General features: G+C 71.5%; 25 protein-coding genes. 12 read left to right on the forward strand and 13 right to left on the reverse strand.

Translation table 11 applies throughout. The features are described 5' to 3' along the window. Positions 1 to 179: 179 nt before the first annotated feature. Genes HZF07_RS06775 through HZF07_RS06790 form a run of 4 tightly spaced genes read right to left on the reverse strand, consistent with a single transcriptional unit; the run spans position 180 to position 4,222 of the window. Positions 180 to 977 (reverse strand): ABC transporter permease, encoded by a 798-nt coding sequence (locus HZF07_RS06775; protein ID WP_157340397.1) that lies wholly within the window; start codon positions 975 to 977, stop codon positions 180 to 182. After that, a complete protein-coding gene (locus HZF07_RS06780) occupies positions 977 to 1,882 on the reverse strand; it encodes an ABC transporter permease (RefSeq protein ID WP_157340399.1) in 906 nt (301 codons plus the stop codon). Before HZF07_RS06780 ends, HZF07_RS06775 begins: the two co-directional genes overlap by 1 nt. Continuing rightward, on the reverse strand, positions 1,882 to 3,048 hold the full coding sequence (locus tag HZF07_RS06785; protein WP_157340401.1) for an ABC transporter ATP-binding protein: 1,167 nt from the start codon (positions 3,046 to 3,048) through the stop codon (positions 1,882 to 1,884). Before HZF07_RS06785 ends, HZF07_RS06780 begins: the two co-directional genes overlap by 1 nt. Beyond that, positions 3,032 to 4,222, reverse strand: coding sequence for an ABC transporter substrate-binding protein (locus HZF07_RS06790; RefSeq protein ID WP_157340403.1), 1,191 nt, complete (start codon positions 4,220 to 4,222; stop codon positions 3,032 to 3,034). Before HZF07_RS06790 ends, HZF07_RS06785 begins: the two co-directional genes overlap by 17 nt. 126 nt (positions 4,223 to 4,348) lie before the next feature. Between HZF07_RS06790 and HZF07_RS06795 the strand changes: the two genes are divergently transcribed. From HZF07_RS06795 to ddaH, 3 genes are read left to right on the forward strand one after another with little or no spacing between them, the layout of a single operon-like run. Continuing rightward, entirely contained in the window at positions 4,349 to 4,822 is a 474-nt protein-coding gene (locus HZF07_RS06795) for an Lrp/AsnC family transcriptional regulator (protein WP_157340405.1), read from the forward strand. After that, complete coding sequence (locus HZF07_RS06800) at positions 4,807 to 6,195, forward strand: NAD(P)/FAD-dependent oxidoreductase (protein ID WP_181644884.1); 1,389 nt, start codon at positions 4,807 to 4,809, stop codon at positions 6,193 to 6,195. The genes HZF07_RS06795 and HZF07_RS06800 overlap by 16 nt, the downstream gene beginning before the upstream one ends. A 4-nt stretch (positions 6,196 to 6,199) precedes the next feature. Next, entirely contained in the window at positions 6,200 to 6,976 is a 777-nt protein-coding gene (ddaH, locus tag HZF07_RS06805; protein ID WP_157340407.1) for a dimethylargininase, read from the forward strand. A gap of 6 nt (positions 6,977 to 6,982) precedes the next feature. On the opposite strand, the gene HZF07_RS24330 is transcribed toward ddaH, so the two are convergent. Continuing rightward, a complete protein-coding gene (locus tag HZF07_RS24330) occupies positions 6,983 to 8,419 on the reverse strand; it encodes a M1 family metallopeptidase (RefSeq protein ID WP_157340409.1) in 1,437 nt (478 codons plus the stop codon). Between the two features lie 105 nt (positions 8,420 to 8,524). Between HZF07_RS24330 and HZF07_RS06815 the strand changes: the two genes are divergently transcribed. The 7 genes from HZF07_RS06815 (at position 8,525) to HZF07_RS06845 (ending at position 18,165) form a co-directional block, all read left to right on the forward strand. Then, positions 8,525 to 9,862 carry a rhodanese-like domain-containing protein gene (locus tag HZF07_RS06815; protein WP_157340411.1) on the forward strand — a complete coding sequence of 446 codons (1,338 nt, stop codon included), beginning with the start codon at positions 8,525 to 8,527 and terminating at the stop codon, positions 9,860 to 9,862. A 77-nt stretch (positions 9,863 to 9,939) separates the two neighbouring features. Beyond that, entirely contained in the window at positions 9,940 to 11,904 is a 1,965-nt protein-coding gene (locus HZF07_RS06820; protein WP_198346344.1) for a hypothetical protein, read from the forward strand. Further along, the gene (locus HZF07_RS06825) at positions 11,888 to 13,105 is read left to right on the forward strand and encodes a hypothetical protein (protein WP_157340413.1); all 1,218 of its coding nucleotides are present in this window, start codon (positions 11,888 to 11,890) and stop codon (positions 13,103 to 13,105) included. Before HZF07_RS06820 ends, HZF07_RS06825 begins: the two co-directional genes overlap by 17 nt. Positions 13,106 to 13,124: 19 nt before the next feature. Then, entirely contained in the window at positions 13,125 to 14,375 is a 1,251-nt protein-coding gene (locus HZF07_RS06830) for a YeeE/YedE family protein (protein ID WP_157340416.1), read from the forward strand. 208 nt (positions 14,376 to 14,583) lie between these two features. Further along, positions 14,584 to 15,453, forward strand: coding sequence for a serine protein kinase RIO (locus HZF07_RS06835; RefSeq protein WP_232523022.1), 870 nt, complete (start codon positions 14,584 to 14,586; stop codon positions 15,451 to 15,453). Between the two features lie 23 nt (positions 15,454 to 15,476). After that, entirely contained in the window at positions 15,477 to 16,559 is a 1,083-nt protein-coding gene (locus HZF07_RS06840) for an LOG family protein (protein WP_181644885.1), read from the forward strand. Between the two features lie 28 nt (positions 16,560 to 16,587). Continuing rightward, positions 16,588 to 18,165, forward strand: a complete 1,578-nt coding sequence (locus tag HZF07_RS06845; RefSeq protein WP_181644886.1) for a TIGR03767 family metallophosphoesterase — start codon at positions 16,588 to 16,590, stop codon at positions 18,163 to 18,165. Between the two features lie 8 nt (positions 18,166 to 18,173). Here the strand turns inward: HZF07_RS06845 and rlmN are convergent, their stop codons facing one another. The 7 genes from rlmN to rpsB form a co-directional block, all read right to left on the reverse strand. Beyond that, positions 18,174 to 19,295: a 23S rRNA (adenine(2503)-C(2))-methyltransferase RlmN gene (gene rlmN / locus HZF07_RS06850; RefSeq protein WP_157340419.1), complete on the reverse strand. Its 1,122-nt coding sequence runs from the start codon at positions 19,293 to 19,295 to the stop codon at positions 18,174 to 18,176. Between the two features lie 41 nt (positions 19,296 to 19,336). Further along, positions 19,337 to 19,732: a hypothetical protein gene (locus tag HZF07_RS06855; protein WP_198346345.1), complete on the reverse strand. Its 396-nt coding sequence runs from the start codon at positions 19,730 to 19,732 to the stop codon at positions 19,337 to 19,339. A gap of 25 nt (positions 19,733 to 19,757) precedes the next feature. Further along, positions 19,758 to 20,627 carry a phosphatidate cytidylyltransferase gene (locus HZF07_RS06860; RefSeq protein ID WP_157340421.1) on the reverse strand — a complete coding sequence of 290 codons (870 nt, stop codon included), beginning with the start codon at positions 20,625 to 20,627 and terminating at the stop codon, positions 19,758 to 19,760. 26 nt (positions 20,628 to 20,653) lie between these two features. Then, entirely contained in the window at positions 20,654 to 21,208 is a 555-nt protein-coding gene (frr, locus tag HZF07_RS06865; RefSeq protein WP_309504895.1) for a ribosome recycling factor, read from the reverse strand. 49 nt (positions 21,209 to 21,257) lie between these two features. Next, positions 21,258 to 21,971, reverse strand: coding sequence for a UMP kinase (pyrH, locus tag HZF07_RS06870; protein ID WP_181644888.1), 714 nt, complete (start codon positions 21,969 to 21,971; stop codon positions 21,258 to 21,260). A 117-nt stretch (positions 21,972 to 22,088) separates the two neighbouring features. Beyond that, positions 22,089 to 22,898: a translation elongation factor Ts gene (gene tsf, locus HZF07_RS06875; protein WP_157340423.1), complete on the reverse strand. Its 810-nt coding sequence runs from the start codon at positions 22,896 to 22,898 to the stop codon at positions 22,089 to 22,091. A 35-nt stretch (positions 22,899 to 22,933) separates the two neighbouring features. Then, positions 22,934 to 23,887 carry a 30S ribosomal protein S2 gene (rpsB, locus tag HZF07_RS06880; protein WP_157340425.1) on the reverse strand — a complete coding sequence of 318 codons (954 nt, stop codon included), beginning with the start codon at positions 23,885 to 23,887 and terminating at the stop codon, positions 22,934 to 22,936. A gap of 367 nt (positions 23,888 to 24,254) precedes the next feature. Between rpsB and HZF07_RS06885 the strand changes: the two genes are divergently transcribed. Both HZF07_RS06885 and HZF07_RS06890 read left to right on the forward strand, forming a co-directional pair. Then, positions 24,255 to 24,956 carry a M23 family metallopeptidase gene (locus tag HZF07_RS06885; protein WP_157340427.1) on the forward strand — a complete coding sequence of 234 codons (702 nt, stop codon included), beginning with the start codon at positions 24,255 to 24,257 and terminating at the stop codon, positions 24,954 to 24,956. Continuing rightward, a complete protein-coding gene (locus HZF07_RS06890) occupies positions 24,854 to 25,150 on the forward strand; it encodes a CBU_0592 family membrane protein (protein WP_198346346.1) in 297 nt (98 codons plus the stop codon). The genes HZF07_RS06885 and HZF07_RS06890 overlap by 103 nt, the downstream gene beginning before the upstream one ends. Here HZF07_RS06890 and HZF07_RS06895 read toward each other — a convergent pair. After that, positions 25,098 to 25,997 (reverse strand): tyrosine recombinase XerC, encoded by a 900-nt coding sequence (locus HZF07_RS06895; RefSeq protein ID WP_157344691.1) that lies wholly within the window; start codon positions 25,995 to 25,997, stop codon positions 25,098 to 25,100. The genes HZF07_RS06890 and HZF07_RS06895 overlap by 53 nt on opposite strands. Between the last annotated feature and the right edge of the window lie 55 nt (positions 25,998 to 26,052).

Below are 26,052 nucleotides of genomic sequence, written 5' to 3' on the forward strand. Positions count from 1 at the left end.
GGCGGGTTGCTGCTGCTGCCGTTGCTAGCGCCGCTGCCGTTTCATCAAGGGATGAGGGTGAACCCGCGCTCCCCTCGCCGAACTCGCCCAGGGAAGCGCGGCTCCGCCTGCATCCCTTGATGAAACGACGCACGGCCGCACCCCAGCCGCGGCGGCGCGCCCAGATCCGTCGAGCAGACCTACACCAGCGCGCGCACCCGGCGCCGGTGGTTGAGCTCGGCGCCGACGACGATCAGCACGGAGATCGCGAACATCATCGTGCCGACGACGTTGACCTGCATCGGGACGCCGCGCTGCGCGGCACCCCAGACGTACATGGGGAACGTCGTGGTGGTGCCGGCGTTGAGGTTGGTGATGATGAAGTCGTCGAAGGACAGCGAGAAGCTCAGCAGCGCCGCGCCGAGGATGCCCGGGAAGACCAGCGGGAAGGTGACCCGCCAGAACGTCTGCCGCGGCGTGGCATAGAGATCGGCCGCGGCCTGCTCCAGGGTGTCGCTCATGCCGGCCAGGCGGGACCGGACGGTGACGACCACGAACGACAGGCAGAACATGATGTGCGCGATCAGGATCGTGATCATGCCGAGGTTGCCGGCGAACCCGGCTGCGACGAACAGGGCGAGCAGCGAGGAGCCGAGCACGATCTCCGGCGCCGCCATGGGCAGGAAGATCAGCAGGTTGGTCGTGGAGCGGAGCGCGAAGTCCCACCGCACCAGTGCGAAGGCGGCGAGCGTGCCGAGGATCGTGGAGACGAGCGTGGCGGCGAAGCCGATCTGGACGCTGCGCCACAGCGCGACGCACATCCCCTCCGGCTCGCACAGGTGGGTCCAGTTGTAGAGCGTGAACTCGTTGAACTGGTAGACGTTCCGGCTCGCCGGGTCGTTGAAGCTCATCAGCACGACCACGAGGATCGGGATGAACGTGTAGACGAGGACGAGCATGCCGAGGATGAGCACGAGGTGCTCGCGTAGCCAGCGCATCAGAGCAGCTCCTCCGTCCCCGCCTTGCGGATGTAGACCAGCACCATCGCGAGGATCAGCAGCATCAGGATCATCGAGAGCGCTGCCGCGATCGGGTAGTTGTTGGCATCGGTGAACTGGCTCTGGATGACCGAGCCGATCATCCGCTGGTTCGGGCTGCCGAGCAGTTGGGCGTTGATGTAGTCACCGACGGCTGGGATGAAGGTCAGCAGGGTGCCCGAGACGACTCCCGGGAGCGACAGCGGCCAGGTGACTTTCCAGAACCCGACGAACGGGTTGGCGTACAGGTCGCTCGACGCCTCGATCAGGCGGTGGTCGATCTTGTCGATGCTCGCGTAGAGCGGCAGCACCATGAACGGCAGGAAGTTGTAGGTCAGACCGGCCACGACCGCGACCGGGGTCGCGAGCAGCCGTCCGTCCTCACCGAGCAGGTGGACGGTCTGGAGGAAGTCCACCACGAAGCCGTCGTCGGCGAGGATCAGCTTCCACGACAGCGTCCGCACCAGGAAGCTGGTGAAGAACGGCGCGATGACCAGCACCAGCATGAGGTTCTTCCAGCGCCCGGTCTTGAAGGCGATCGCGTACGCCAGGACGTAGCCGAGCACCAGGCAGAACAGCGTCGCGATCCCGCCGTACACGAGCGAGCGCACCAGTGGCGTCCAGTACTCCTGGAGCGCCGTCCAGTAGTTCTGGAAGTGGTACGTCATCTCGTAGCCGCGGAAGTCCGACCCGGCCGGGTCGTAGAGGCTCGTCGCGACCAGCGAGTAGAACGGCACCACGAAGAACAGCACCAGCCAGAGGACCCCCGGCAGGATCAGCAGGTAGCCGGTGAGTCCTCGACGCCGACCGGTGTCGGGCTCGACGTCCGCGACCGCCACGGGAGCGGCCCCGGCGGTGCTCGCCATCAGTCGTCGCCCTGCTCGGCGCCGGCCGAGGCGTCCTGGCTGAAGTCGAGCAGGAAGGCGTACTCCGGCCGCCACGACAGCTCGACGGGCTCACCCGTGCGGTAGAGCCGCCGGTGGCCGGTGTTCTGCTGGAAGACCTGCAGCTCCTGGCCCCACGGCATCCGCACGAGGTACTGGGTGCTGACGCCGACGAAGCTGACGTCGGACACCACACCTCCGGGGATCGAGTTGCCCGGTGCGTCGAGCTCCTCCCCCGGGTCGCCGATCAGCACCTTCTCGGGCCGGATGCCGATCCAGCCCTTGTCGCCGTCGGCGTGCGTCCGGGCCGCGGGGATCGAGACGTCGATGCCGTGCATGTCCACCGTCACCACGTCGCCGCTGCGGCTCTTGACCACGCCCTCGATGAGGTTGGACTGGCCGAGGAAGTTAGCGACGAACGTCGTGTGCGGATTCTCGTAGAGCTCCTCCGGAGCGCCCATCTGCTCGATGACGCCAGCGTTCATGACCGCGACCGTGTCGGCCATCGTCATGGCCTCCTCCTGGTCGTGGGTGACGTGCACGAACGTCAGCCCGACCTCGGTCTGGATCCGCTTGAGCTCGATCTGCATGCCCCGGCGCAGCTTGAGGTCGAGCGCGCCCAGCGGCTCGTCGAGCAGCAGCACCTCCGGCTCGTTGATCAGCGCCCGCGCGAGCGCGACCCGCTGCTGCTGCCCGCCGGACAGCTGCATCGGCCGCTTGCGCGCCTGGCTCTCCAGCTCGACCAGCGCCAGCATCTCGCGGACCTTCTCGTCGACCCCGGAGACCTTGCGACGCTTGAGGCCGAAGGCGACGTTCTCGTGGATGTCGAGGTGCGGGAAGAGCGCGTAGTTCTGGAACACGGTGTTCACCGGCCGCCGGTAGGGCTTGGCATAGGTGATGTCCTGGCCGGCCAGCGTGATCGTGCCGGAGGTCGGCGCCTCGAGCCCGGCGACCATCCGCAGCGTCGTCGTCTTCCCGCAGCCGGACGGGCCGAGCAGCGCGAAGAACGACCCACGCGGGATGTCCAGGTCGAGGTCCCGCACCGCGGTGAACGCACCGAAGGACTTCGTGACGCCCCGCAGCCGCAGCCCGTCGTACGTCGTGCCGTCGCCGGCCGCGGGGGTCGACGCCTCAGCCACCTGTGACATTGGCCCAGTCTCCTTCGTACTCGATCTGCTGCTGGTCGTTGAGCGGCATGAAGTCGAAGGTGACCTTCAACGTGTCCGCGTCCGGGAAGATCAGCTCGTTGTCGACGAGGGAGGGGTCGATCTTCTCCATCTCCTCGCGCGCGCCCTTGACCGGGCAGATGTAGTTGACCCAGGCGGCGAGCTTGGCGGCGACCTCGGGCTCGTAGAAGTAGTCGATCCACTTCTCGGCGTTGGCCTGGTGCTGCGCGAGGTTCGGCACGAGCATGTTGTCGCTCCAGAGCGACAGGCCCTCCTCGGGCGCCACGAACTTGATGTCCGGGTTCTCGAACTGGAGCTGGATGACGTCACCCGACCACGCCTCGCAGGCGAGGATGTTGCCGGCCGCGAGGTCCTGCGTGTACTCGTTGCCCGTGAACGCGCGGACCTGACCGTTGTCCACGACCTCCTGGAGCCGGTCGATCGCGTTGCCCCACTGGGCCGGGGTGAAGCTGCCGGGGTCGGACCCCGTCACCTTCAGCATGAAGCCCATCGTGTCGCGCATCTCCGAGAGCAGCGTGACCCGTCCCTTGAGGTCCGAGCGGGTGAGCAGCTCCTCGAAGCTCTTCACCTCGCCGGTCTTCGAGGCGTTGTAGGCGATGCCGGTGAGCCCGCTCTGCCAGGGCGCGTGGAACTCCAGGTCGCGGTCCCACTGCCGGTTGCGCAGGGGGTCGATGAGGTTCTTGTGCAGGTTGGGCACCTTCGCGGCGTCCAGCGGCTGGATCCAGCCGAGACCGATCATCCGCGCCGCCATCCAGTCGGTCAGCATCATCATGTCGCGGTTGATCGGCTCGCACGCGGAGAGCTGGTTGCGGACCTTGGCGTAGAACTCGGAGTTGTCGTTGACGTCGTCGGTGTAGTCGACCGTGATGCCGGTGCGGTCCTGGAAGACGGAGGTCGTCGAGGTCTTCTTCTTGCGCGGGTCGATGTACTGGGGCCAGTTGGAGATGATCAGCTCCTTCTGACTCGCGGACAGGTCCTTCGCGCGGCACTCGAACGGGTCCTGCTGGGCGCCGTCGGTCGAGAAGAACGGCAGCTTCAGCGCGGCGAGGCTGACACCGGCGAAGGCGACCCCTCCTCCGGCCTTGAGCAGGCTGCGGCGCGACAGGCCGCTCCCGCCCCCGGGTCCCTGCGCCATCCGGACTCCCTTCGCACCCGTGCCCCCAACGCTCCGGATCGTGCCACGCAGATGCACCATCGACAAGCGATCCAGTCGATTGGAAACACGTACGCAACGAAATCCCTCGCTCGCTACCATTTCGCCATGACGAAGCGGAACGGCGGCGGCCGGGCGTCCCTCGACGACGTCTCGAAGGCGATCATCGAGCAGCTCCAGCAGGACGGCCGGCGCTCGTACGCCGCCATCGGCAAGGAGGTGGGCCTCTCCGAGGCCGCCGTGCGCCAGCGGGTCCAGCGGCTGATCGAGGCCGGCATCATGCAGGTCGTCGCCGTGACCGACCCGATCGAGCTGGGGTTCGCCCGCCAGGCCATGGTCGGCATCCGGGTCTCCGGCCCGGTTGACACGGTCGCGGACCGGCTCGCGGAGCTCGACGAGGTCGACTACGTCGTCGTCACCGCCGGGACCTACGACGTGCTGGTCGAGGTCGTCTGCGAGAGCGACGAGCACCTGCTCGAGCTGATCTCGGGCCGGATCCGGGCGATCGAGGGCGTGAGCGCCACCGAGACCTTCATGTACCTCCAGCTGCGCAAGCAGACCTACTCGTGGGGTGTGCGCTGATCCCTCACTACGAACGGCTCTCGCTCTGGCACGACACCGCCGAGAGCGACTGGACCCAGCGTCCGCCGCTCGACGGCGACGCCGAGGCCGACGTCGTCGTGGTGGGCGCCGGCTACACCGGCCTCTGGACCGCCTACTACCTCGCCGAGGCGGACCCGGAGCTGCGGATCGTCGTCGTCGAGGCCGAGACCGCCGGCTTCGGCGCCTCCGGGCGCAACGGCGGCTGGTGCTCGGCGCTCTTCCCCGCCTCGCTGGACACGCTCGCCGGGTCCGCCGGCCGGGCCGGCGCGCTGGCCCAGCACCGGGCGATGCGCGCGACCGTCGACGAGGTGCTGCGCGCCGCGGACGCGGAGGGCATCGACGCCCAGGCCGCCAAGGGCGGCACGATCGCCCTGGCCCGCAACCGAGCGCAGTGGTCACGGGCGCGCGCCGAGGTGGCGCACGCCCGGGCGTGGGGCCGCGGCGACGACGACGTGCGGCTGCTCGGCCGGGGCGAGGCTGCGGCGGTGCTGCGCGCCACCGGCACCCGCGGCGCGACGTACACCCCCGACTGCGCGGCGATCCACCCGGCCCGGCTGGCGCGCGGCCTGGCCGACGCGGTGGAGCGCCGGGGCGTGACCATCCACGAGGGCACGCGGGTGACGGCGATCGAGCCGCGCCGGGTGCGCACGGACCGCGGCGTCGTGCGGACCCGCACGGTCGTGCGCGCCACCGAGGGCTACACGGCCTCGCTGCGTGGTCAGCGCCGGGCGCTGGTGCCGCTCTACTCCTTGATCATCGCCACCGAGCCGCTGCCGCCGGAGACCTGGGCGGAGATCGGGCTGGCCCGGCGCGAGACCTTCACCGACCACCGCCACCTCATCGTCTACGGGCAGCGCACGGCCGACGACCGTCTGGTGTTCGGCGGCCGCGGCGCGCCGTACCACTTCGGCTCGCGGGTGCGCCCCGAGAACGACCACGACGAGCGCGTGTTCGCCAGGCTGTACGGCGCGCTCGTCGACCTCTTCCCCGTCGTCGCCGGGACCCGGGTGACCCACGCCTGGGGCGGTGCGCTCGGCGTGCCGCGCGACTGGTGCGCCTCGGTCGGCCTCGACCGGGAGACCGGGATCGCGTGGGCCGGCGGGTACGTCGGCGACGGTGTCGGCACCACCAACCTCGCCGGGCGGACGCTGCGCGACCTCGTGCTCGGCCACGACACCGAGCTCACCCGGCTGCCGTGGGTCGGGCACCGCTCGCGCACCTGGGAGCCGGAGCCGCTGCGCTGGCTGGGCATCAACGCCGGGCTGCGCGCGATGACGCTGGCCGACGCGGAGGAGTCGGTGACCCGGATGCCCAGCCTCATCGCCAAGGCGGCCGGTCCTCTGCTGGGATGAGCACATGAAGCGCGTGCTCGTCCGACGTCCCGGTCCCCACCTCGCCGACGGCCTCGTCACCCACATCGAGCGCTCCCCCGTCGACGTCGACCTCGCCCGACACCAGTGGGAGCGCTACGTCGCGGCGCTGCTGAGCGAGGGCTGGGAGATCATCGAGGTCGAGCCTGCCGAGGACTGCCCCGACGCGGTGTTCGTCGAGGACACCGTCGTCGTGCTCGGCGACCTCGCGGTCATCAGTCGACCGGGGGCCGACGAGCGCAAGCCCGAGACCGCCGGCACCGAGGCCGCACTGGCCGGCCTGGGCTACCGGATCGCCCGGATCGAGGCGCCCGGCACCCTCGACGGCGGCGACGTGCTCAAGCACGTGGGACCCGACGGCACCACGACGGTGTGGGTGGGGCTGGGCGGCCGCACCAACGCGGCGGGCATCGAGCAGCTGGCCGCGCACCTGGCACCGCTCGGCGCGGAGGTGGTGACCGTGCCGACGACGCGGGTGCTGCACCTGAAGTCGGCGGTCACCGCGCTCCCCGACGGCACCGTCGTCGGCCACGAGCCGCTGGTCGACGACCCGGCGACGTGGCCGGACTTCCTGCCGGTGCCCGAGGAGCCGGGGGCGCACGTCGTCGTGCTCGACGACACCACGGTCCTCATGTCGACCAGCGCGCCCCGCACCCGCGAGCTGTTCGAGCGGCGCGGCCTGCGCGTGGTCGCCGTCGACATCTCCGAGTACGAGAAGCTCGAGGGCTGCGTGACCTGCCTGTCGGTGCGGCTGCGCGGCTGAGCGACCTCAGCCGAGGCCGTTGGCGGCGGTGTCGGCCGGCTTCGTCGGCGAGGTCAGCCAGGCCGCGAAGAACCCGTCGAGGTCCTCGCCGCTGACCTCCTCCGCGAGCGCCGTGAACTGCGCGGTCGAGCCCGTCGCGCCGCCGCGCTCGGCCACCCAGCGCCGCAGGAGCGACCAGAAGTCGGCCTCCCCGATGCGGTTGCGCAGGGCCTGGATCGCCATCGACCCGCGTTGGTAGACGAACGGCGCGAAGATGCTGCTCACGCAGTTCTGGTACGTCGGGCAGGGGTTCGCGACCTTGTTGGCCCAGAAGTCGTCGTCGGCGGCCATCGCGTCGTACTCCGCGCGCAGCCGGGCAGCCGCCGGCGTGCCGCCGTGGGTCTCGGCGTAGCGCCACTCGAAGAAGGTCGCCGCGCCCTCGTTGAGCCAGATGTCGGACCACGACTCGACCGCGACCGAGTCGCCGAACCACTGGTGCGCGAGCTCGTGGACGAGCGTCGCGAGGTCGAGGCTCGCCGGCGAGTACGTCGGCCGCGTCTGGTTCTCCAGCGCGAAGCCGGGCTCGAGGCTGGTGGCCAGCCCCCCGACGGTCGAGAACGGGTAGGGCCCGACCTCGCCCGCCAGCCACTCGGTGACCTCGGGCGTGCGGCGCAGCAGCGCCATCGCCTCGGGCTTGAGCGCGGTCGGGAGCGCGCGCGAGACCGCGACCAGCCAGGGCAGCCCGTTGCGGGTGCCCTGCGCGACCTTGAAGCGCCCGGCCGCGAAGAACGCGAGGTAGGGGACCATCGGCTCGTCGGCACGCCAGGTGGTCGTCGCCAGGTCGCCGCGGACCTTGCGGCGCACCTGGCGCCCGTTGGCGACGACGTCGAGCGCCTTCGGCACCGTGATGCTGATCCGGATCGCCGCGCGGTCCCGCGGGTGGTCGTTGGCCGGGAACCACCACGGCGCCATGTGCGGCTGGTTCATCGCGACGACCTCTCCGGCGCCGGCCAGCCAGTTGCCCTCACCGGCGTAGGAGTAGCGCCCGGGCCGGCCGGCGTAGCGGACCCGCACGTCGACGGTCTGGCCGGCGCCCAGCCGATGGGCGACCGCGAGCTCGTGGCGCTGCTGGGTGAACCCGGACGGCGCGCCGGCCACGTGCACCGAGGTGACGGGCAGCAGGAAGTCGAGGTTGAACGACGAGAGCGGCTCCAGGCCGCGGATCCGCAGGTCGGTCCAGCCGGACAGCGTGCCCGTAGCGAGGTCGTAGCGGTCGTGGATGTCGTAGGAGACGACGTCGATGCCGCCGTTGCCGTCGAGCGGGAAGTAGGGGTCGCCGATGCCGGACGGCCCGGGCCGCGGCGCGGTCTCACCGCCCGCCTCCCCCGCCAGGACCCCTGCGGGAAGGAGGGCGAGACCGAGCGCCGCCGCGAGGGCGGCGACGAGCGGACGGACACCGGGCACGAAGGCACGGTATCCGAGCGCGGCCGATCCGAGCACTTGCCAGCGGGACGTGACCTGTGGCTAAACTCTAGTTATTCACTCGACTTAAGCGAACGGAGAGCCCGGATGCAGGTCCGCACGCTCGAGGTACCGGTCCTGGGCAACCACACCCACCTGGTCCACGACGGGCGCCTCGCGCTGGTCGTCGACCCCCCGCGCGACCCGTCGCCGGTCGAGGCCGCCGCCGAGGAGGCCGGTGTCGAGATCAGCGCCGTGGCGGACACCCACATCCACAACGACTACGTCTCCGGCGCCCTCGGCCTGGCCCGCCGGCACGGCGCGGACTACCTGCTCGCCGCCGAGGAGGCGGTCGAGTTCGAGCGGGTCGGCGTCCGCGACGGCGACGTGCTCCACTACGGCCGGCTCGAGGTCGAGGTGCTCGCCACCCCCGGACACACCCGCCACCACCAGTCGTTCCTGGTGCGGGACGCGGACGAGCCGGCCGCGCTGTTCAGCGGCGGCAGCCTCCTGCACGGCACCGTCGGCCGCACCGACCTCGTCGACCCGCGGCTGAGCCACGACCTGGCCCGGGCCCAGTGGGCCAGCGCCCGCCGCCTCGGCGCGCTCGACCCGCGGACCCGGCTCCTCCCCACGCACGGCTTCGGCAGCTTCTGCGCGAGCACCACCGCCGACGGCAGCGGCAGCACCGTCGGCGACGAGCTGGCCGCCAACCCGGCGCTCACCCTCGACGCGGCGACGTTCGTCGCCGAGCTGGTCGCCGGGTTCGGCCCGGTGCCGTCGTACTACCACCACATGGCGCCGCTCAACCGCGCCGGCTCCGGGCGCTCCGAGCCCCGGCCCGGCCGGCCGGTCACCCGCGAGGAGGTCACCGACGCGATCCTGTCCGGCCAGTGGGTGGTCGACCTCCGCACCCGCGACCGCTTCGCGGCCGCCCATGTGCCCGGGTCGGTGAGCGTCGAGTACTCCGACCAGTTCGCGACCTACGTCGGCTGGCTGGTGCCGTGGGGCGACGACCTCGTCCTGCTCCACGACTCCCCCGCCGACGTCGGCTCGGCGCTGCACGACCTGGCCGCGATCGGCATCGACGGTCCCGGCATCCACCAGCTCGCGGCAGCTGCTCCGCTGCCCGCGAGCTACCGCCGGGCGACCTGGGCGGACTTCCGCGAGGAGTCCGCCCCGCGGATCGTCGTCGACGTCCGCCAGCGCGACGAGTACGACGACGCGCACCTGCCCGGTGCGCACCACGTGCCCGTCCACGAGATCGAGACCCGCGCCGGCGCGCTCCCCGCCGGCGAGCTGTGGGTCCACTGCCGCTCCGGCTACCGGGCCGGGATCGCCGCGAGTCTGCTCCACCGCGGTGGGCGCAGCGTCGTCCACGTCGACGACAGCTGGGACCGGGTCGCCGAGCTGGCGATCCCCACGACGGGAGGTGTCGCCGCCTGACGCACACCTGAGGCCGGGCCAGGCACCCGGCGGCGTACCACCAAGGCACATGGGGCCCCTACTCGGAGGAAAGCACCTTGGACAAGCAACGCCTCTTTCGCGCGCTCGCGGCCATCCCGGCCGCCGCGCTGATCTCGACGCCACTGGCCGCTCCCGCCACGGCGACCTCACCCCGGGCGAGCGCGCCCGAGGACCCCGGACAGCCGGTCGACATCGCCGGCACCGCGATCGGGGCGCTCAACGCCCTGGTGCAGGGCTTCTTCAACAGCGACCTCTACACGCAGGTCTCGCGGATCACCGGCGCCGACGGCCAGACCTACAAGCTGACCAACCACCTGCGCACCGACCTGGTGCCGACCACGGCGCTCCAGAGCCTCGGGCTCGGCGACGCGCTCGCCGGCACGCCGCTGACGGGCGACGACAGCGGCGGCACGGCGCCGGCCGACGGCGTCCGGCGCGAGTACCTCGTCGTCTGGTCGGGCGACCGCAACGTGCTCGACCGCTCGGGCAAGCAGCTCACCAACCTGCCCGACGTGGTCACGCCGGACCTGCTCGGCACGGGCGACCAGATCGGGCCGGACTTCTTCGCGGTCATCGACGCCACGAAGGGCTCCTCGACCTACGGCAAGGTGGTCAACACCGCGACGGTCGGGCCGCTCGTCGAGAACGAGCCGCACCACATGCAGTACATCTGGCACAAGGGCAACAACATCTTCGCCGGCGGTCTCTTCACCGACGTCACCTACGTCATCGACACCAGCAAGCTGCCCGCCCTGTCGCTCAAGCACATCAACCTGCCGACCGACACCCTGTGCGGCTCCGTCCCCGACGCCTACTGGGTGACCAAGGACGGCGGCGCGTTCGGCACCTACATGGGCGGTCCGGACGTGCCCGGTCCGTGCACCTACTCCGACGGCACCACCCGGATCGGCAACGGCTTCGCCGGGTCGCCCGGTGAGCTCGTCAGGCTCGACCAGGACGGCAAGACCGTCTTCGAGGCTCCGGCGACCCCGGAGACCGCCGAGACCGAGCAGCGCTGCGACAACATCCCGCTGCTCGGCGCGGCCACCTGCGCCAACCCGCACGGCATCCAGGCCCGCGAGGACCTCGACACCCTGGTGACCAGCGACTACAACGAGCCGCGCAACATCATCCTCAACCCGGTGCAGGCGCCGTCGTCGTACCTGCGCCGGCCGACCGTGCGGACGTGGGACATCTCCGACCTCAGCCACCCGAAGCTGAGGGCGGTGTCCTTCCTCCCGGACGGTCCCCGCGTCGGGAAGGTGGCGCACCACGAGGAGCCGCGGGCGGCGATGGAGACCACGGTCACCAACCTGCCCGGCCACAAGGGCGCGTTCGCCAGCACCATGCAGGGCGGCGCGATCTACTACGCGCCGGACATCACCGCGGCCAAGCCGGCGTGGCGGGAGGTCTTCGACCTGACCACCGCCAACAAGCACGCCGACCCGTCGCGCAACCCCTACGGCGGCGGCTCCAACGGCGCCTGGATCCAGACCAGCCTGGACGACAAGTACCTCTACCACGCGGTCGCGGGCCGGGCGGCCAGCGGCAACGACACGGGGTCGCCGTCCTACATCCTCAAGCTGGACGTCCGGAGGCTGTTGAGGTCCGGCACCGGCGTCGACTGCTCCATCGACACGATCGAGGAGACCGTGCGGGGTGGTGCCGAGAGTGACTGCCCGGCGATCGTCTCGACGCTGCCGGCGCCGGGCGGCCCGCACTGGGGCACGCTCGACAACCTCCGGCTCGGCAAGGACGGGTTCTACCACGAGACGCGGAAGGTGAAGCGGATCGCCTACGCGAACTACTTCGTCGCCCGCACCGGTCTCGACGGCGACCACCGGGTCTGCCTGGTCGACGTCAAGCGCGACCAGACCCTCCGGCTCGACCAGAGGTTCAAGGACGAGAAGTCGGGCAAGACCTGCGTCGACTTCGACCGCACGTCCTGGCCGCACGGCGACTGGGGTCCGGCGAAGCCGCACTCGATGCTGTTCGTCACGGCTGATGGCGACATCAAGTAGCCGCGACACCGGGCTGCGCACCGCGCTCCGCCTGGGGGCCGCCGTCACCATCGGCGGCCTCCTGGTGGGGACGGCGGCGTACGCCGCGGACCTCGGCGGGGACGAGGAGCACCGGACCGGCGACTCGCTCGCCCGCGAGTGGTCGGCGCGCAGCGGCGGCCAGCAGGTGCTCGGCGGGCACCGCACGCCCGGGGTCCCGAGCGTGCAGCGCCTCCGGCACGACGACGTGACGTTCACGGTGACGGTCGCGCCGGCGCGCCCCGGGCCGAACCTGGTCCGGGTCGACAGCACCCACGAGCACCGGGGCGGCCCGCCGGTCCTGGTCGGGACCGGCGAGGACGACCTCGTGCGGGCTCGGCCTCGGCCGGGCACCGACGGGCTCTGGGCGGTCGTCGACCTGCCGGGCGGCAGCGGCACGGTGCTGGTGACCCACGGGCCTGGGCACCGGCTGCCGTTCGCGGTCGAGACCGGCACGGCGCCGGCCGACACCGCGACGTGGACCGGGCCCGACGGGCCGGAGTGCCTGGCGTCCGCGACCGCAGCCGTGCTGGCCGGCGGGGACGCCCCCGCCGGGTGCCCCGCCGACGGCCTGGGTGCCGCCGATGCCGCGTCGCTGCGCGGGATCGTGGCCACGCTGGCCGCCCGCGGGGTCGACGAGATCGCCGTCGACGCCGACGGGTCGGTCCGCAGCGTCGCGGCGTACGACCTCGTGCGGGGGCTGGCGGCGGACTCGGGGGTGCGGCTGGTGCGACCCACCGACCCGCCCGGCGGCCGCAACGCCCTGCTGGTGCTGGGCGGCTGGCAGTCCGCGGCCACCGACCTGGCCCGGGTCTCGGCACGGCCGCTCCACCAGCAGCCGATCCGGTCGGACGGCACCTGGCTGGCGCCCTGGCTGCTGACCCCCGGCGTCGTCGACTCGACGGCGGGCGCGATGCTCGCTCTCGACTTCGACATCCGGGACGAGCGGGCGCAGCAGTTCAGCCAGGTGCTCGGGCGCTACCTCCCCGGCCAGCTGCCCACGGGTCCGGCGTACGCCGCCTGGCGCGCCGCGCTCAACGGCGAGCGCAGCCCGCTGACCCTCTACGCCGCCTCCCGGGCGGCCTACATGCCCGCCACCGGCGGCCATGACCACCACGAGACCACCGTCGCCTGGTTCCCAGGCGGCACGGTCACCCCCGTCGGCACGCCCACCGCGCGCTGACTCTCGGAAAGGCACCGTCATGTCCCTCACCGACCGCTCCACCCAAGCGACCCACCGCGAGCCGCCGGTCGCGGCCACCGAGCCGCCACCGCAAGCGCGGGTCGTCGTCCTCGGCCTCCTCGGCGCACTCGTCCTCGGCGGCGTCATCAACGCCCGGTCCGGGCAGGTGCCCACCATCCTGTTCGCCCTCGGCCTGGCCCTGGGGTTCGTGCTCTTCCACAGCCGCTTCGGCTTCACCTCCGCCTGGCGGCAGCTGGTCGCCGTCCGCCAGGGCAAGGCGCTGCGCGCCCACATGCTGATGCTGGCCGTGGCGTGCACGCTCTTCGCGCCGATCCTCGCCAACGGCGTCGGGTTCCACGACGTGCCGGCGACGCCCACGCTCGCCCCGATCGGCTGGGGCCTGTTCGTCGGGTCCTTCATGTTCGGCGTCGGCATGCAGCTCGGCGGCTCCTGCGCCTCCGGGACGCTGTTCGCGATCGGCAGCGGCCACACCGCGATCCTGCTGACGCTCGCCGGCTTCATCGGCGGCGCCACCCTCGGCGCCTACCAGTTCCCGTGGTGGATGGGGCTCCCGAGCCACGAGCCGGTCTCGCTGACCGACTGGTTCGGCGGGTACGCCGGCGCCTGGGTCGCCTCGCTCGTGATCATGGGCCTCGTCGTCGGCGCGACGTACCTGCTCGCCCGCAAGCGCTCGATCCCGCCGCTCGAGCCGGCACCGATCGCGCGCGGCGTCGCCCGGGCGATCCGCGGCTCGTGGCCGCTCTGGGTCGGCGCGATCCTGCTGGCGGTCCTCAACGCCGCGACGCTCTGGGTGTCGGGTGGCGCGTGGGGCGTGACGTTCGCGTTCGCGCTGTGGGGCTCGAAGATCCTCGACCTCGTCGGCGTCGACGTGCTGTCGTGGGGCTTCTGGCAGGACCCCGCCAACCTCGCCAAGTACGACGCCGGCATCCTCGCCGAGAAGACCTCGGTCATGGACTTCGGCATCATCCTCGGCGCCCTGGTCGCCTCGGCCGCCGCCGGGGCGTTCGTGCTGCACCGGCGGGTGCCGTTCCGGCTCGGCGTCGGCGCGGTCGTCGGCGGCCTGCTGATGGGCTACGGCGCCCGGATCGCGTTCGGCTGCAACATCGGTGCCTACTTCGGTGGCATCGCGTCTTTCAGCCTGCACGGCTGGCTGTGGGGCGTGATGGCGATCGTCGGCACCTACGTCGGGCTGCTCCTCCGGCCGCTGCTCGGGCTGAGGAACCCGAAGCCCAGCGACTCCGTCTGCTGACCCACCCCCGATCCGACGCTCCGCCCGGACGCACCCCCGGGCGGGGCGTCGCCCATTTAATTCGGTTGCTCGCGGCCCGCACGCTGCCCGAGAGTGTCTGCGTCGCCCCGGAGCCGCCGGGTGCCCGAACGAGAGGAGCGTGACATGTCCACGACGGTCCTTGGCCTGTCCGCAGACCACCTCCTCTCACCCGTTCGGAGCACCCGAGTTGAACAACCCCCTCTCTGACCTCGATCCTGACCTCGATCCCGCCTTCGTCTTCGACTTCCAGACCTACGACGACGTCGAGGACGGGCAGCGCTGGTCCACCTGGCTGAGCGTCGAGCCGCTCTGCCGCGGCCCGGAGCCACGACCCGACTGGGTCGTGACGTCCCAGGCCGCGGTCGACACCGAGCTCGGCATCCTCAAGACCGGCAAGGAAGCGGACGCCTTCCTGCTCGAGCGCGCCGTTCCCGGCAGCGACGCGCCGGGCGAGTCGGTCGTCATGGTCGCGAAGCGCTACCGCGGCGAGGACCACCGCGACTTCCACCGGTCCGCCTCCTACACGGCCGGCCGCAAGGTCCGCAACACCCGCGACAACCGGGCGGTGGCCAAGAAGTCCGCCCACGGCCGCGCCGTGGCCGCCGGCCAGTGGGCGCTGGCCGAGTGGGACGCGCTCGTGCGCTGCCACGGGCTCGGCCTCGCGGTCCCCTACCCCGTGCAGATCGACGGCACCGAGCTCCTCATGGAGTGGATCACCGTCGAGTCGGACGACGGCGTCGAGACCGCGCCGCGGCTGGCCCAGACCCGACCGGACCCGCCGCTGCTCGCGTCGTACCTCGCCCAGGTGCGGGAGTTCCTCGCCGAGCTCGCCCGCCACGGGATGGTGCACGGCGACCTCTCGCCGTACAACATCCTCGCCGCGGGCGAGCGCCTCGTGGTCATCGACCTGCCACAGATGGTCGACCTGGTCGGGAACCCCGCGGGGATGGACTTCCTGCTGCGCGACTGCACGAACGTGTGCACGTGGTTCCGGGCGCGGGGTCTCCAGGTCGACGAGCACGAGCTGTTCAGCGAGCTGATGGCTCATGCGTTCTAGGTGGCCGTCCTAGAGTCGTCCGCGTGAAGCGCTCCCGCGGCCGCGTCGTCCACGTCGAGTCCGTCGAGGATCTCGACGCACGGCTGGCCGCGGGGGCGACCTCGCTGCGCGGCTGGCGGCTGCGCGGCGTCGACCTCCGCGAGCGGCACGAGGCGCTCGCGTCGGTGTCGGTCGCGGGCGCCACGTTCCTGGCGTGCGACTTCGCACCCGGCGACGCCGAGCGGGTGGTCGCGGCGGGCGCGCTGGTCCTCCGGGTGCCCGACGACCTGCCGGTCGAGCCGCGCAGCTCGCTCTACTCCCCCGCCGAGCTCTACGACACGCCGGCGTACGCCGACTCGCTCGACGCGGCGGCGTACGCCTGGTCCCAGCGCCCCACCGACCCCGACGCGGCGCTCGGCCGCGCCCTGCACGACCACACGATCGACCTGGCCCTCCAGGAGTGGGTGGCCGGGCGGCGCCTGGTCGGCGTGATGGGCGGCCACCGGGTCGAGCGCGGGCACCCCGGGTACGCCGAGGCGGCCCGGCTCGGCGCGCTGCTGGGCGCGTCGCACGTGGTCGCGACCGGCGGCGGCCCCGGCGCCATGGAGGCGGCCAACCTCGGCGCCTACCTGTCCGGCCGCGCGACCGCCCTCGACGACGCGCTCGAGCGGCTGGCGGCGGTGCCGTCGTTCCGGCCGTCGGTCGACGCCTGGGCGCAGTGCGCCTTCGACGTCCTCGAGCGCCACCCCGCGGGCGCCGCCAACCTCGGCATCCCGACCTGGCACTACGGCCACGAGCCGCCGAACGTGTTCGCCACGGCCATCGCGAAGTACTTCCGCAACTCCACCCGTGAGGCGATCCTGCTCGAGGTCTGCGCCGCCGGCATCGTCTTCCTGCCCGGCAGCGCCGGCACCGTGCAGGAGGTCTTCCAGGACGGCTGCGAGAACTTCTACGCCGACGAGTCGTCGGTCGCCCCGATGGTGCTGGTGGGCGCGACCTACTGGACGGAGACGGTGCCGGTCTGGCCGCTGCTGCGCTCGCTCGCGCGCGGCCTCCCGATGGAGAGGCACGTGCACCTCGTCGACTCCGTGGAGGACGCGGCGAACCTCATTGTTTCGGGGACGTGAACGGGACGGGGAGCCTAGATTGACGCGGGTGCAGATCAATCGTCGCGACCTCCTCCGCTCCTCCGCCGCCGCAGGTGGCGCCGCCGCACTGAGCGCCGGCCTCGCCGACGCCGCCGTCGCCGGCCCGGCCGCGCGCGGCACCACCGTCTCCGCCGTGCTCGGGAAGGGGCCGGCGGGTGCGGGTGGCTGGCGGCCCGTCGTCAAGCAGGCCGGCGAGAAGCACCTCGTCCGCACCGGCCTCGGTGCCTCCGCGCGCAAGGGCCGCCAGAAGCGACGCAAGGCGCTCGCGGCGTTCGCCCAGCTGAGCGACGTCCACATCATCGACTCCCAGTCGCCGATCCGCCTGGAGTTCGGCGAGCCGCAGAGCAGCAGCGCCTACCGCCCCCAGGAGATGCTGTGCGGCCACGTCGCCGACGCGATGGTGCGCGCGATCAACACCACCAGGCGCGGCCCGGTCACCGGTCGCAAGCTCTCCTTCGCGATCCAGACCGGTGACAACTCCGACACCGCCCAGTACAACGAGCTCCGCTGGAACATCGACCTGCTCGACGGCGGCAAGAGCGTGCAGATCGACTCGGGCGACCGCTCCAAGTACGAGGGCGTCATGGACCAGGACCCCGCGTCGTACAACACGGCGTTCTGGCACCCGGACGGCGTGCCCGCCGGCCAAGCCCCCGACATCGCGTCCCAGAACGGCTTCCGGCCGATCCCCGGCCTGCTCGACGCCGCCCGCCAGCCCTTCCGCGCGACCGGCCTGAAGATGCCGTGGTACGCGACGATGGGCAACCACGACGGCCTGGTGCAGGGCAACTTCCCCATCAGCGCCGCCTTCAACGCGAAGGCCACCGGGACGACCAAGAGCCTGTCGCTCGGCGGCACGAGCTCGCGGACGGTCAGCCCCGACCCGGACCGCCGCCTGCTGGACCGCTCGGCGTGGGTCGACGAGCACTTCTCGACCACCGGCGCCCCGAAGGGCCACGGCTTCACCGCGGAGAACCGGGCGAAGAACACGGCGTACTACTTCTTCGACCAGGGTGACGTGCGGATGGTCGTGCTCGACACCGTCGCGCCGATCGGCCAGCACGGCGCCATGGACGACGCGCAGTTCGCCTGGCTCAAGAAGCTGCTCAAGCGCAGCACCGACAAGCTCGTGGTGCTCTTCAGCCACCACCCCCTCGAGTCCTTCAGCGACCACGCGCTCGCCGCGAAGCTGGAGAAGGAGCTGCTGCGCCACCCGACGGTCGTCGCGTGGGTCAACGGGCACACGCACACCAACCAGATCTGGGCGCACCCGCGGAAGAAGGGCGGCAAGGCCGTCGGCGGCTTCTGGGAGATCAACACCGCCTCGCACATCGACTGGCCGCAGCAGGCCCGGCTCATCGAGATCGCCGACAACAAGGACGGCACGCTGTCGATCTTCACGACGATGCTCGACCACGCCGGCCCGGCGACGCCCGGCAGCGACCTCACCGACCCCACCCAGCTCGCCGGCATCTCCCGGCTGCTGTCGGCGAACGACTGGCAGGAGCGCACGTTCGACCGTCGCGGCGACCGCAAGGCACGCAACGTCGAGCTGGTGCTGCCGGCGCCGAAGCTGAAGAAGTAGCTAGCCGCTCACTCGGAGGCGGCCAGCTGGCCGCACGCGCCGTCGATCTCGCGGCCTCGGGTGTCCCGCACCGTCGTGGGGATGCCCTTGGCCTCGAGACGGCGCACGAACTCGCGCTCGTCGGCCGGGTCGGAGGCCGTCCACTTCGACCCCGGCGTCGGGTTGAGCGGGATCAGGTTGACGTGCACCCAGCCCCAGTCGCCCCGCTCGCGGAGCACGTCGCCCAGCAGGTCGGCGCGCCAGGCGTGGTCGTTGATGCCGCGCATCATGGCGTACTCGATCGACACCCGGCGCTTGGTGACCTTGGCGTAGTTCCAGGCCGCGTCGACGGTCTCGGCGACCGAGAAGCGGGTGTTGATCGGCACCAGCTCGTTGCGCAGCTCGTCGTCGGGCGCGTGCAGGCTCAGCGCCAGCGTGACCGGGATGCCCTCCTCGGCCAGCTGGAGCATCCGCGGCACCAGGCCCACCGTGGAGACGGTGACGCCCCGGGCACTCATGCCGAGGCCGTCCGGCGTGGGGTCGGTGAGGCGGCGTACGGCGCCGATGACGGCCTTGTAGTTGGCCAGCGGCTCCCCCATGCCCATGAAGACCACGTTGGAGACCCGGCCGGGGCCGCCCGGCACCTCGCCGCGGGCCAGAGACCGGGCACCGGCGACGACCTGCTCGACGATCTCCGCGGTCGACATGTTGCGCTGCAGCCCGCCCTGGCCGGTCGCGCAGAAGGGGCACGCCATCCCGCAGCCGGCCTGGCTGGAGACGCACATCGTCGCGCGGTCGGGGTAGCGCATCAGCACCGACTCGACGAGAGCGCCGTCGAAGAGCTTCCACAGCGTCTTGCGGGTGGTGCCCCGGTCGGCCTCGAGGGTGCGCAGCGGCGTCATCAGCTCGGGCAGCAGCCCGGCGACGAGCTCGTCGCGCTGACCTGCCGGCAGGTCGGTCATCTCGGCCGGGTCGTCGACGAGCCGGCCGAAGTAGTGGGTCGAGAGCTGCTTGGCCCGGAACCCCGGGAGGCCCAGCTCCTCGAGCCGGGCCTTGCGCTCGGCCGGGTCGAGGTCGGCGAGGTGCTGCGGGGGCTTCTTGCGGCCGCGTGGCTCGTCGAAGACGAGTGGGAGGTTCGTGCGCTCTGACATCGCTGCGATTCTCCCACCCGCGCCGGCCCCGGCGCGATTCGTCAGGACTGGTAGGTGAGCATGAACCAGAGCACCAGGCCGCCGACCCCGAGCACCACGAGCGCGGTCATGACGACACCGATGAGCATGTAGAGCCCGAAACGCCGCGTCTTCGGCGCGATCACCAGGCCGATCGGCACGCCGAGCGTGACCAGCACGAACGGGAAGAGGTCCTCGGCGGTGTCGTCGGCGAACAGCCAGTTCAGCAGGCCGATGAAGAGGCCCGGGACCACGACGACGAAGGCGAGCCCGGTGAAGAAGCCGCTCAGGGCCGTGAACGTCGGGTGGTCGCGGTGCCACCAGTCGGGCTGCCGCCCGTCGTCGGGGACCTGCACGTCGTCCTGGACGTCGCCCTGGACGTCCGCCGACTCCGTCTGGTCGTGCTGCTCGGTGCTCATCACTCTCGATGCTAGATCAGGTAGGTCAGTAGACCAGGTAATAGAGCAGCAGCCATGTCGGCGCGATCGTGGCCAGCAACGAGTCCAGGCGGTCCATGAGGCCGCCGTGTCCGGGGATCACCTGGCTCATGTCCTTGATGCCGAGGTCGCGCTTGATGACCGACTCGCAGAGGTCACCGAGCGTGGCCATCACCACCGCGACGGCACCGAGCAGGAGGCCGACCCACCACGCGCCGTCGAGGAGGTAGACGACGAGGGCCCAGCCGGCGACGAGGCAGAAGACCGCGGAGCCGGCGAAGCCCTCCCAGGACTTCTTGGGCGAGATGACGGGGGCCATCGGGTGCTTGCCGAACAGCACCCCCGCGACGTACCCGCCGGTGTCGGAGGCGACGGTGATCGCGATGAACGTGATGATGCCCTGCACGCCGGGGTCGTCGAGACCACCGCCGTTGGGGCCCTCGCCCTCGGCGAGCAGCAGCGCCACGAACGAGCCGAGGAACGGCACGTAGATCAGGCTGAAGACCGCCGCGGTCGCGTTCTGCACGTAGCCGTCGACGCCTCGCCGAAGCAGCCAGAGCATGGTGATCAGCGCCGTGACGGCGGTGGCGGACACCAGCGCCGGCGTACCCCAGAAGTAGGCGACGACCACCATGACGACGCCGCCGAGCATGAGCGGCTGCTCGGGGATGTCGATGTCCTTGGCCTGGAGGCCGCGGTGGAGCTCCCAGATCGCGACCACCACGGCGATCGCCACGATCACCATGAACGCGGTCTTCCAGAACAGCAGGGACGCCAGGATCGCGCCGACGAGGACGACCGCCGAGGTGATGGCGGCTGGGAGGTCCCGGCCGGCGCGGCCGTGGTCCTTCTGGGGGGTCGGCGTGGTGGCAGTCATGAAGTGTCGAGCGGGGCGAGGTCGGCTCAGACCTCGATCAGCTCGGCCTCCTTGTGCTTGAGCATCTCGTCGATGGCGTCGGTGTGCTTCTTGGTCATCGAGTCGAGCCGCTTCTCGGCGCCGGTGACGTCGTCCTTGCCGACCTCGCCGTCCTTCTCGAGCTTCTCGAGGTGCTGCTTGGCCGTACGGCGCAGGTTGCGGACCGCGACGCGGCCGTCCTCGGCCTTGGCCTTGGCGACCTTGATGTACTCCTTGCGGCGCTCCTCGGTCAGCTCCGGGAACACGCACCGGATGACCTTGCCGTCGTCGGCCGGGTTGACGCCGAGGTCGGAGTCGCGGATCGCCTTCTCGATCGCCTGCATCGCGCCCTGGTCGTAGGGCTGGATGAGGATCACGCGCGCCTCGGGGGCGGTGAACGACGCGAGCTGCTGCAGCGGCGTCGGGGTGCCGTAGTACTCGGCGACGATCTTGCTGAACATGCTGGGGTGCGCCCGACCGGCACGGATCGCAGCGAACTCCTCGCGCGTCGCCTCGACCGACTTGTCCATCTTGCCGTCGGCCTCGTTGAGGATGTCGTTGATCACGGCTGCTCCTTCTGCGATCCAGCTGATTCGTTCGTGGGTCTGCTGGTCAGCCGGCGCTGACGAGCGTGCCAATCTTCTCACCCTGGACGGCGCGCAGGATGTTGCCCTCGGGCTCCATGCCGAACACGAGCATCGGGAGCTTGTTCTCCCCGCACAGGGCGAAGGCCGTCTGGTCCATGATGCGCAGCCCGCGCGACATCGCCTCGTCGTAGGTGAGCTCGTCGAACTTGGTCGCGGTCGGGTCGAGGTGGGGGTCTGCGGAGTAGACGCCGTCGACGCCGCTCTTGGCGACCAGCACGACGTCGCACTTGCTCTCGAGCGCCCGCTGGACGGCGACGGTGTCGGTGGAGAAGAACGGCATGCCCATGCCGGCTCCGAAGATCACGACGCGGCCCTTCTCCATGTGCCGGATCGCCCGCCGGGGGACGTAGGGCTCGGCGACCTGCCCCATCGTGATCGCGGTCTGGACGCGGGTCTCGACGCCCATCTTCTCGAGGAAGTCCTGGAGCGCGAGGCAGTTCATGACGATGCCGAGCATGCCCATGTAGTCGGCCCGGACCCGGTCCATGCCGCGCTGCTGGAGCTCGGCGCCGCGGAAGAAGTTGCCGCCACCGGTCACGACCGCGATCTGCACGCCCGCCTCCACGACGGCCGCGACCTCGCGCGCCACCGCCTGGACGACGTCGGGGTCGACCCCGACCTTGCCTCCCCCGAAGACCTCGCCGGAGAGCTTGAGCAGAACTCGCTTGTAACCGGTCACGGGCGGCTCCTTCGTACGTCGTGGAAAGGGTGGTGACGCGAGAAGGCCGGTGTGATGATCAGGTCTCCTGTCATCACACCGGCCTCCTCGTGGTTCGTCTGGACTGAACCTATCCGCTCAGGCGCCGACCTCGAAACGCGCGAAGCGCGTCACCGAGGTGTTGGCGGCGTCCAGGACCTGCTTGACCGACTTCTTGGCCTCGAAGACCGACTCCTGGTCGAGGAGGACGATCTCCTTGAAGAAGGCGTTGATGCGACCCTCGACGATCTTCGCGACGGCAGCCTCGGGCTTGCCCTCCTCGAGCGTCTTCTTGGTCAGCACGTCCTTCTCCGCGGCGACGACGTCGGCCGGGACCTGGTCGCTGGTGAGGTACTGCGCCTTCAGCGCGGCGGCCTGCTGGGCGGCCTGCTTGGCGGCGGCCTCGTCGCCCTGGTACTCGACGAGCACGCCGAGGGCCGGGGGCAGGTCCGAGGCCTTCTTGTGCAGGTAGACCGTCGTGGTGCCCTCGAAGTAGGCGACCTCGCCGAGCTCGATCTTCTCGCCGATGGTGCGGGCGAGCTCCTCGACGGTCTCACCGACCGTCTTGTCGCCGAGCGAGACGGCCTTGAGCGCCTCGGCGTCGCCGACCTTGTTGGCGTCGGCTGCCGCGGCGATCGCCTGCGCGGCGTTGATGAACGCCTCGTTCTTGGCGACGAAGTCGGTCTCCGCCTTGAGGCTGATCAGGGCGTTGCCGGAGGCAGCGACCAGACCGGCCGAGGCCTCGCGCTCCGCGGCCCGGGCGGCCGCCTTGGCGGCACCCTTGACGCGGAGCAGCTCGACAGCCTTGTCGAAGTCGCCGTCGGTCTCGTCGAGCGCCTTCTTGCAGTCCATCATGCCGGCCTGCGTCAGCTCACGGAGCTTCTTGACGTCGGCTGCGGTGTAAGCCATGTGTCTTCCTCTTCAGTACGTCGGAGTGGAGTCGGTCAGGCCTGGGCGTCGCTGGCCTCAGCGGCCTCGACCTCGACGGCCTCGGTCGCCTCGACGGGCTCGGTCGCCTCGACAGCCTCGACAGCCTCGGCGGCCTCCGACGCAGCACCGGTCGCCTCCGCGGCGGGGGTCTCGGCGTTCGCGTCGCCGGTCGCCTCGGCGGCGGCCTGCTCGGCGTCGCCACCCAGCAGCTCGCGCTCCCACTCGGCCAGCGGCTCCTCGGCACCCACGGCCTCGGTGCCCTCGGCGGCCTTCGAGCCGGAGCGGGCGATCAGGCCCTCGGCGACGGCGTCGGCGACCACGCGGGTCAGCAGGCCCACGGCGCGGATGGCGTCGTCGTTGCCCGGGATCGGGAAGTCGACCTGGTCGGGGTCGCAGTTGGAGTCCAGGATGCCGATGATCGGGATGCGCAGCTTGCGCGCCTCCTCGACGGCGAGGTGCTCCTTGTTGGTGTCGACGATCCACACCGCGGCGGGGGTCCGGCTCATCTCGCGGATGCCGCCGAGCGACTTGTTCAGCTTGTCGCGCTCGCGGCGCATCTGCAGCAGCTCCTTCTTGGTGCGGCTGCTGCCGGCCACGTCGTCGAAGTCGATCTCGTCGAGCTCCTTGAGACGGTTGATCCGCTGGTGCACGGTCTGGAAGTTGGTGAGCATGCCGCCCAGCCAGCGCTGGTTGACGTAGGGCATGCCGACGCGGGTCGCCTGCTCGGCGATCGCCTCCTGCGCCTGCTTCTTGGTGCCGACGAAGAGGATGGTGCCGCCCTTGGCGACGGTCTCCTTGACGAAGGCGTACGACCGGTCGATGTAGGACAGCGACTGCTGCAGGTCGATGATGTAGATGCCGTTGCGCTCGGTCATGATGAAGCGCTTCATCTTCGGGTTCCAGCGACGGGTCTGGTGCCCGAAGTGGACGCCGCTCTCGAGAAGCTGGCGCATGGTCACGACTGCCATGTGGATCTCCTTGTGTGGAGCCCGCACCCGTTGTGTCCGCCCTTGACGCAGGGCGGACCGGGACGTGCTCGCGTTGGTTTTCAGTTCCTGCCTCGGGCGGGTGCCCTCGGCCCTGACGTCTGCGCGCGACCCGACCAGCCGTGCGGCTGGACTGAGGGTCACGCCCGCGGGTGGTCGGGTCCTCGGAGTGCCAGGTCCCGTCGCGGTCTGCGGACGTGCGAAGTCAACCCATACGGGTTGCACGGACCAGGGTAGTCCCCCGCGACCGATGGACGCCAATCGTGCACAGGCGCCGCTCGGACACCGTTGTCCCCAGGCCCCGCCGCGCGGCGAGGCGGGCGTCCGCGGGTCCCGGCAGCCTGCACGCATGACCCTACGCCGCCACGTCCCGCTGCCCCTCGTCGCCGCTGTCGTCGCCGCTCTGGTCGCCGCAATGCCGTGGTCGACGCCGGCGGCCCGCGCCGAGGCCGACCCGGTCGGCGTCTGGCCCCTGGTCCCGGAGCCCCCGGTCGTGGCGGGCTTCGACCCGCCCGCCGACCCGTGGGGCGCCGGCCACCGCGGGGTGGACCTGGCCGGGGCGGTCGGGCAGCGGGTCCGAGCCGCCCTGCCCGGCCGGGTCTCGTGGGCGGGGGTGCTGGCCGGCCGGGGCGTCGTCGTGGTCGACCACGGCGCGACGCGCACCACCTACGAGCCGGTCGACGCCGCGGTCGCCGCCGGGGATGTCGTGGCCGCCGGGGACCCGATCGGGGTCCTCGCGCTCGCCGGGTCGCACTGCGTCCCCCGTGCCTGCCTCCACTGGGGCTGGATCGAGAGCGCGGACACCTACCTCGACCCGTTGCGGCTGGTCGGCGCCGGCACGGTCCGCCTGCTGCCGCTGTGGCGCGACTCGCCCCTCGGCGTCACGTCGTCCGCCCCGCTCGGCCGGGTCACGACGCCCTACGCCCGCGTCCTCGACATGATGGGCGCGTGGACACGGTCATCGTCAACATCGCCGGCTGGGTCGGCATGGCGCTCCTGCTCGGTGCCTACGCCCTGGTCACCGCCGGTCGGCTGCCGGGCACCGGACTGACCTTCCAGGTCATGAACCTGGTCGGTGGCGCGCTGCTGATGGTCAACTCCGCCTGGTACGGAGCGTGGCCCTCGGCCGTGCTCAACCTGGTGTGGGTGGTGATCGGCACGGTCGGTCTCGTCCGCTGGCGGCTGCGGTCCGTCAGGCCCGCGGGTGCGCCTGCTGGTACGCGCGGCGGAGCCGGTCCGTCGTGACGTGCGTGTAGAGCTGCGTCGTCGCCAGGGAGGCGTGGCCCAGCAGCTCCTGCACCGAGCGCAGGTCGGCCCCACCTTCGAGCAGGTGGGTGGCCGCGGTGTGCCGTAGGCCGTGCGGCCCGATGTCCGGGGCGCCGGGCACGTCGGCGATCCGCCGGTGCACCATCGTCCGGACGGCTCGCTGGTCGATCCGCCTCCCCCGGGCGCCGAGGAAGAGCGCGGCGCCCGAGCCCTCGACCGCCAGCAGCGGCCGGCCCTGGCGGACCCAGAAGTCCACGGCCCGCGCCGCCGGCCGACCGAAGGGCACGGTGCGCTCCTTGCGGCCCTTGCCGAACACCCGGACCACGTTGCGCTCCCGGTCGAGATCGTCGACGTCGAGGCCGACCAGCTCGCCGACGCGGATCCCGGTGGCGTAGAGCAGCTCGAGCATTGCCACGTCGCGCAGGCCGGTCGGGCTGCCGTCGTCGGCGCGCTCGGTCGCGGCGCGCACCAGCTCGGCGGCCTCGTCGGCGCGCAGCACCGGCGGCAGCGACTTGTGGGCCTTCGGCGAGCCGAGGCTGGCGCCGACGTCCGTCGGGATCCGGCCGGTGCGCGCGAGCCATGCGGTGAACACCCGCGCCGCGGTGGCCCGCCGGGCGATCGTGGTGCGGGAGCGGCCCATCGTCTGCTGCTTGGCGAGCCAGCTGCGCAGGGTGCGCAGGTCCAGGTCGGTCACGTCGGTGCCGCCGAGGCGGGCCGCGTGGTCGAGCAGGCCGGCGACGTCGGCGACGTAGGCACGGACGGTGTGCGGGGTCAGGTCGCGCTCGACGGTGAGGTGACGCTCGTAGTCACCGAGCACGGCCGCCATCGGTTCGGGCAGCCCGCCCTCCGCCTCCACGACCTCCTCGCTCACCCTGCCACTG

Source organism: Nocardioides agri, from assembly GCF_013778305.1.
GTDB lineage: Bacteria > Actinomycetota > Actinomycetes > Propionibacteriales > Nocardioidaceae > Nocardioides > Nocardioides agri.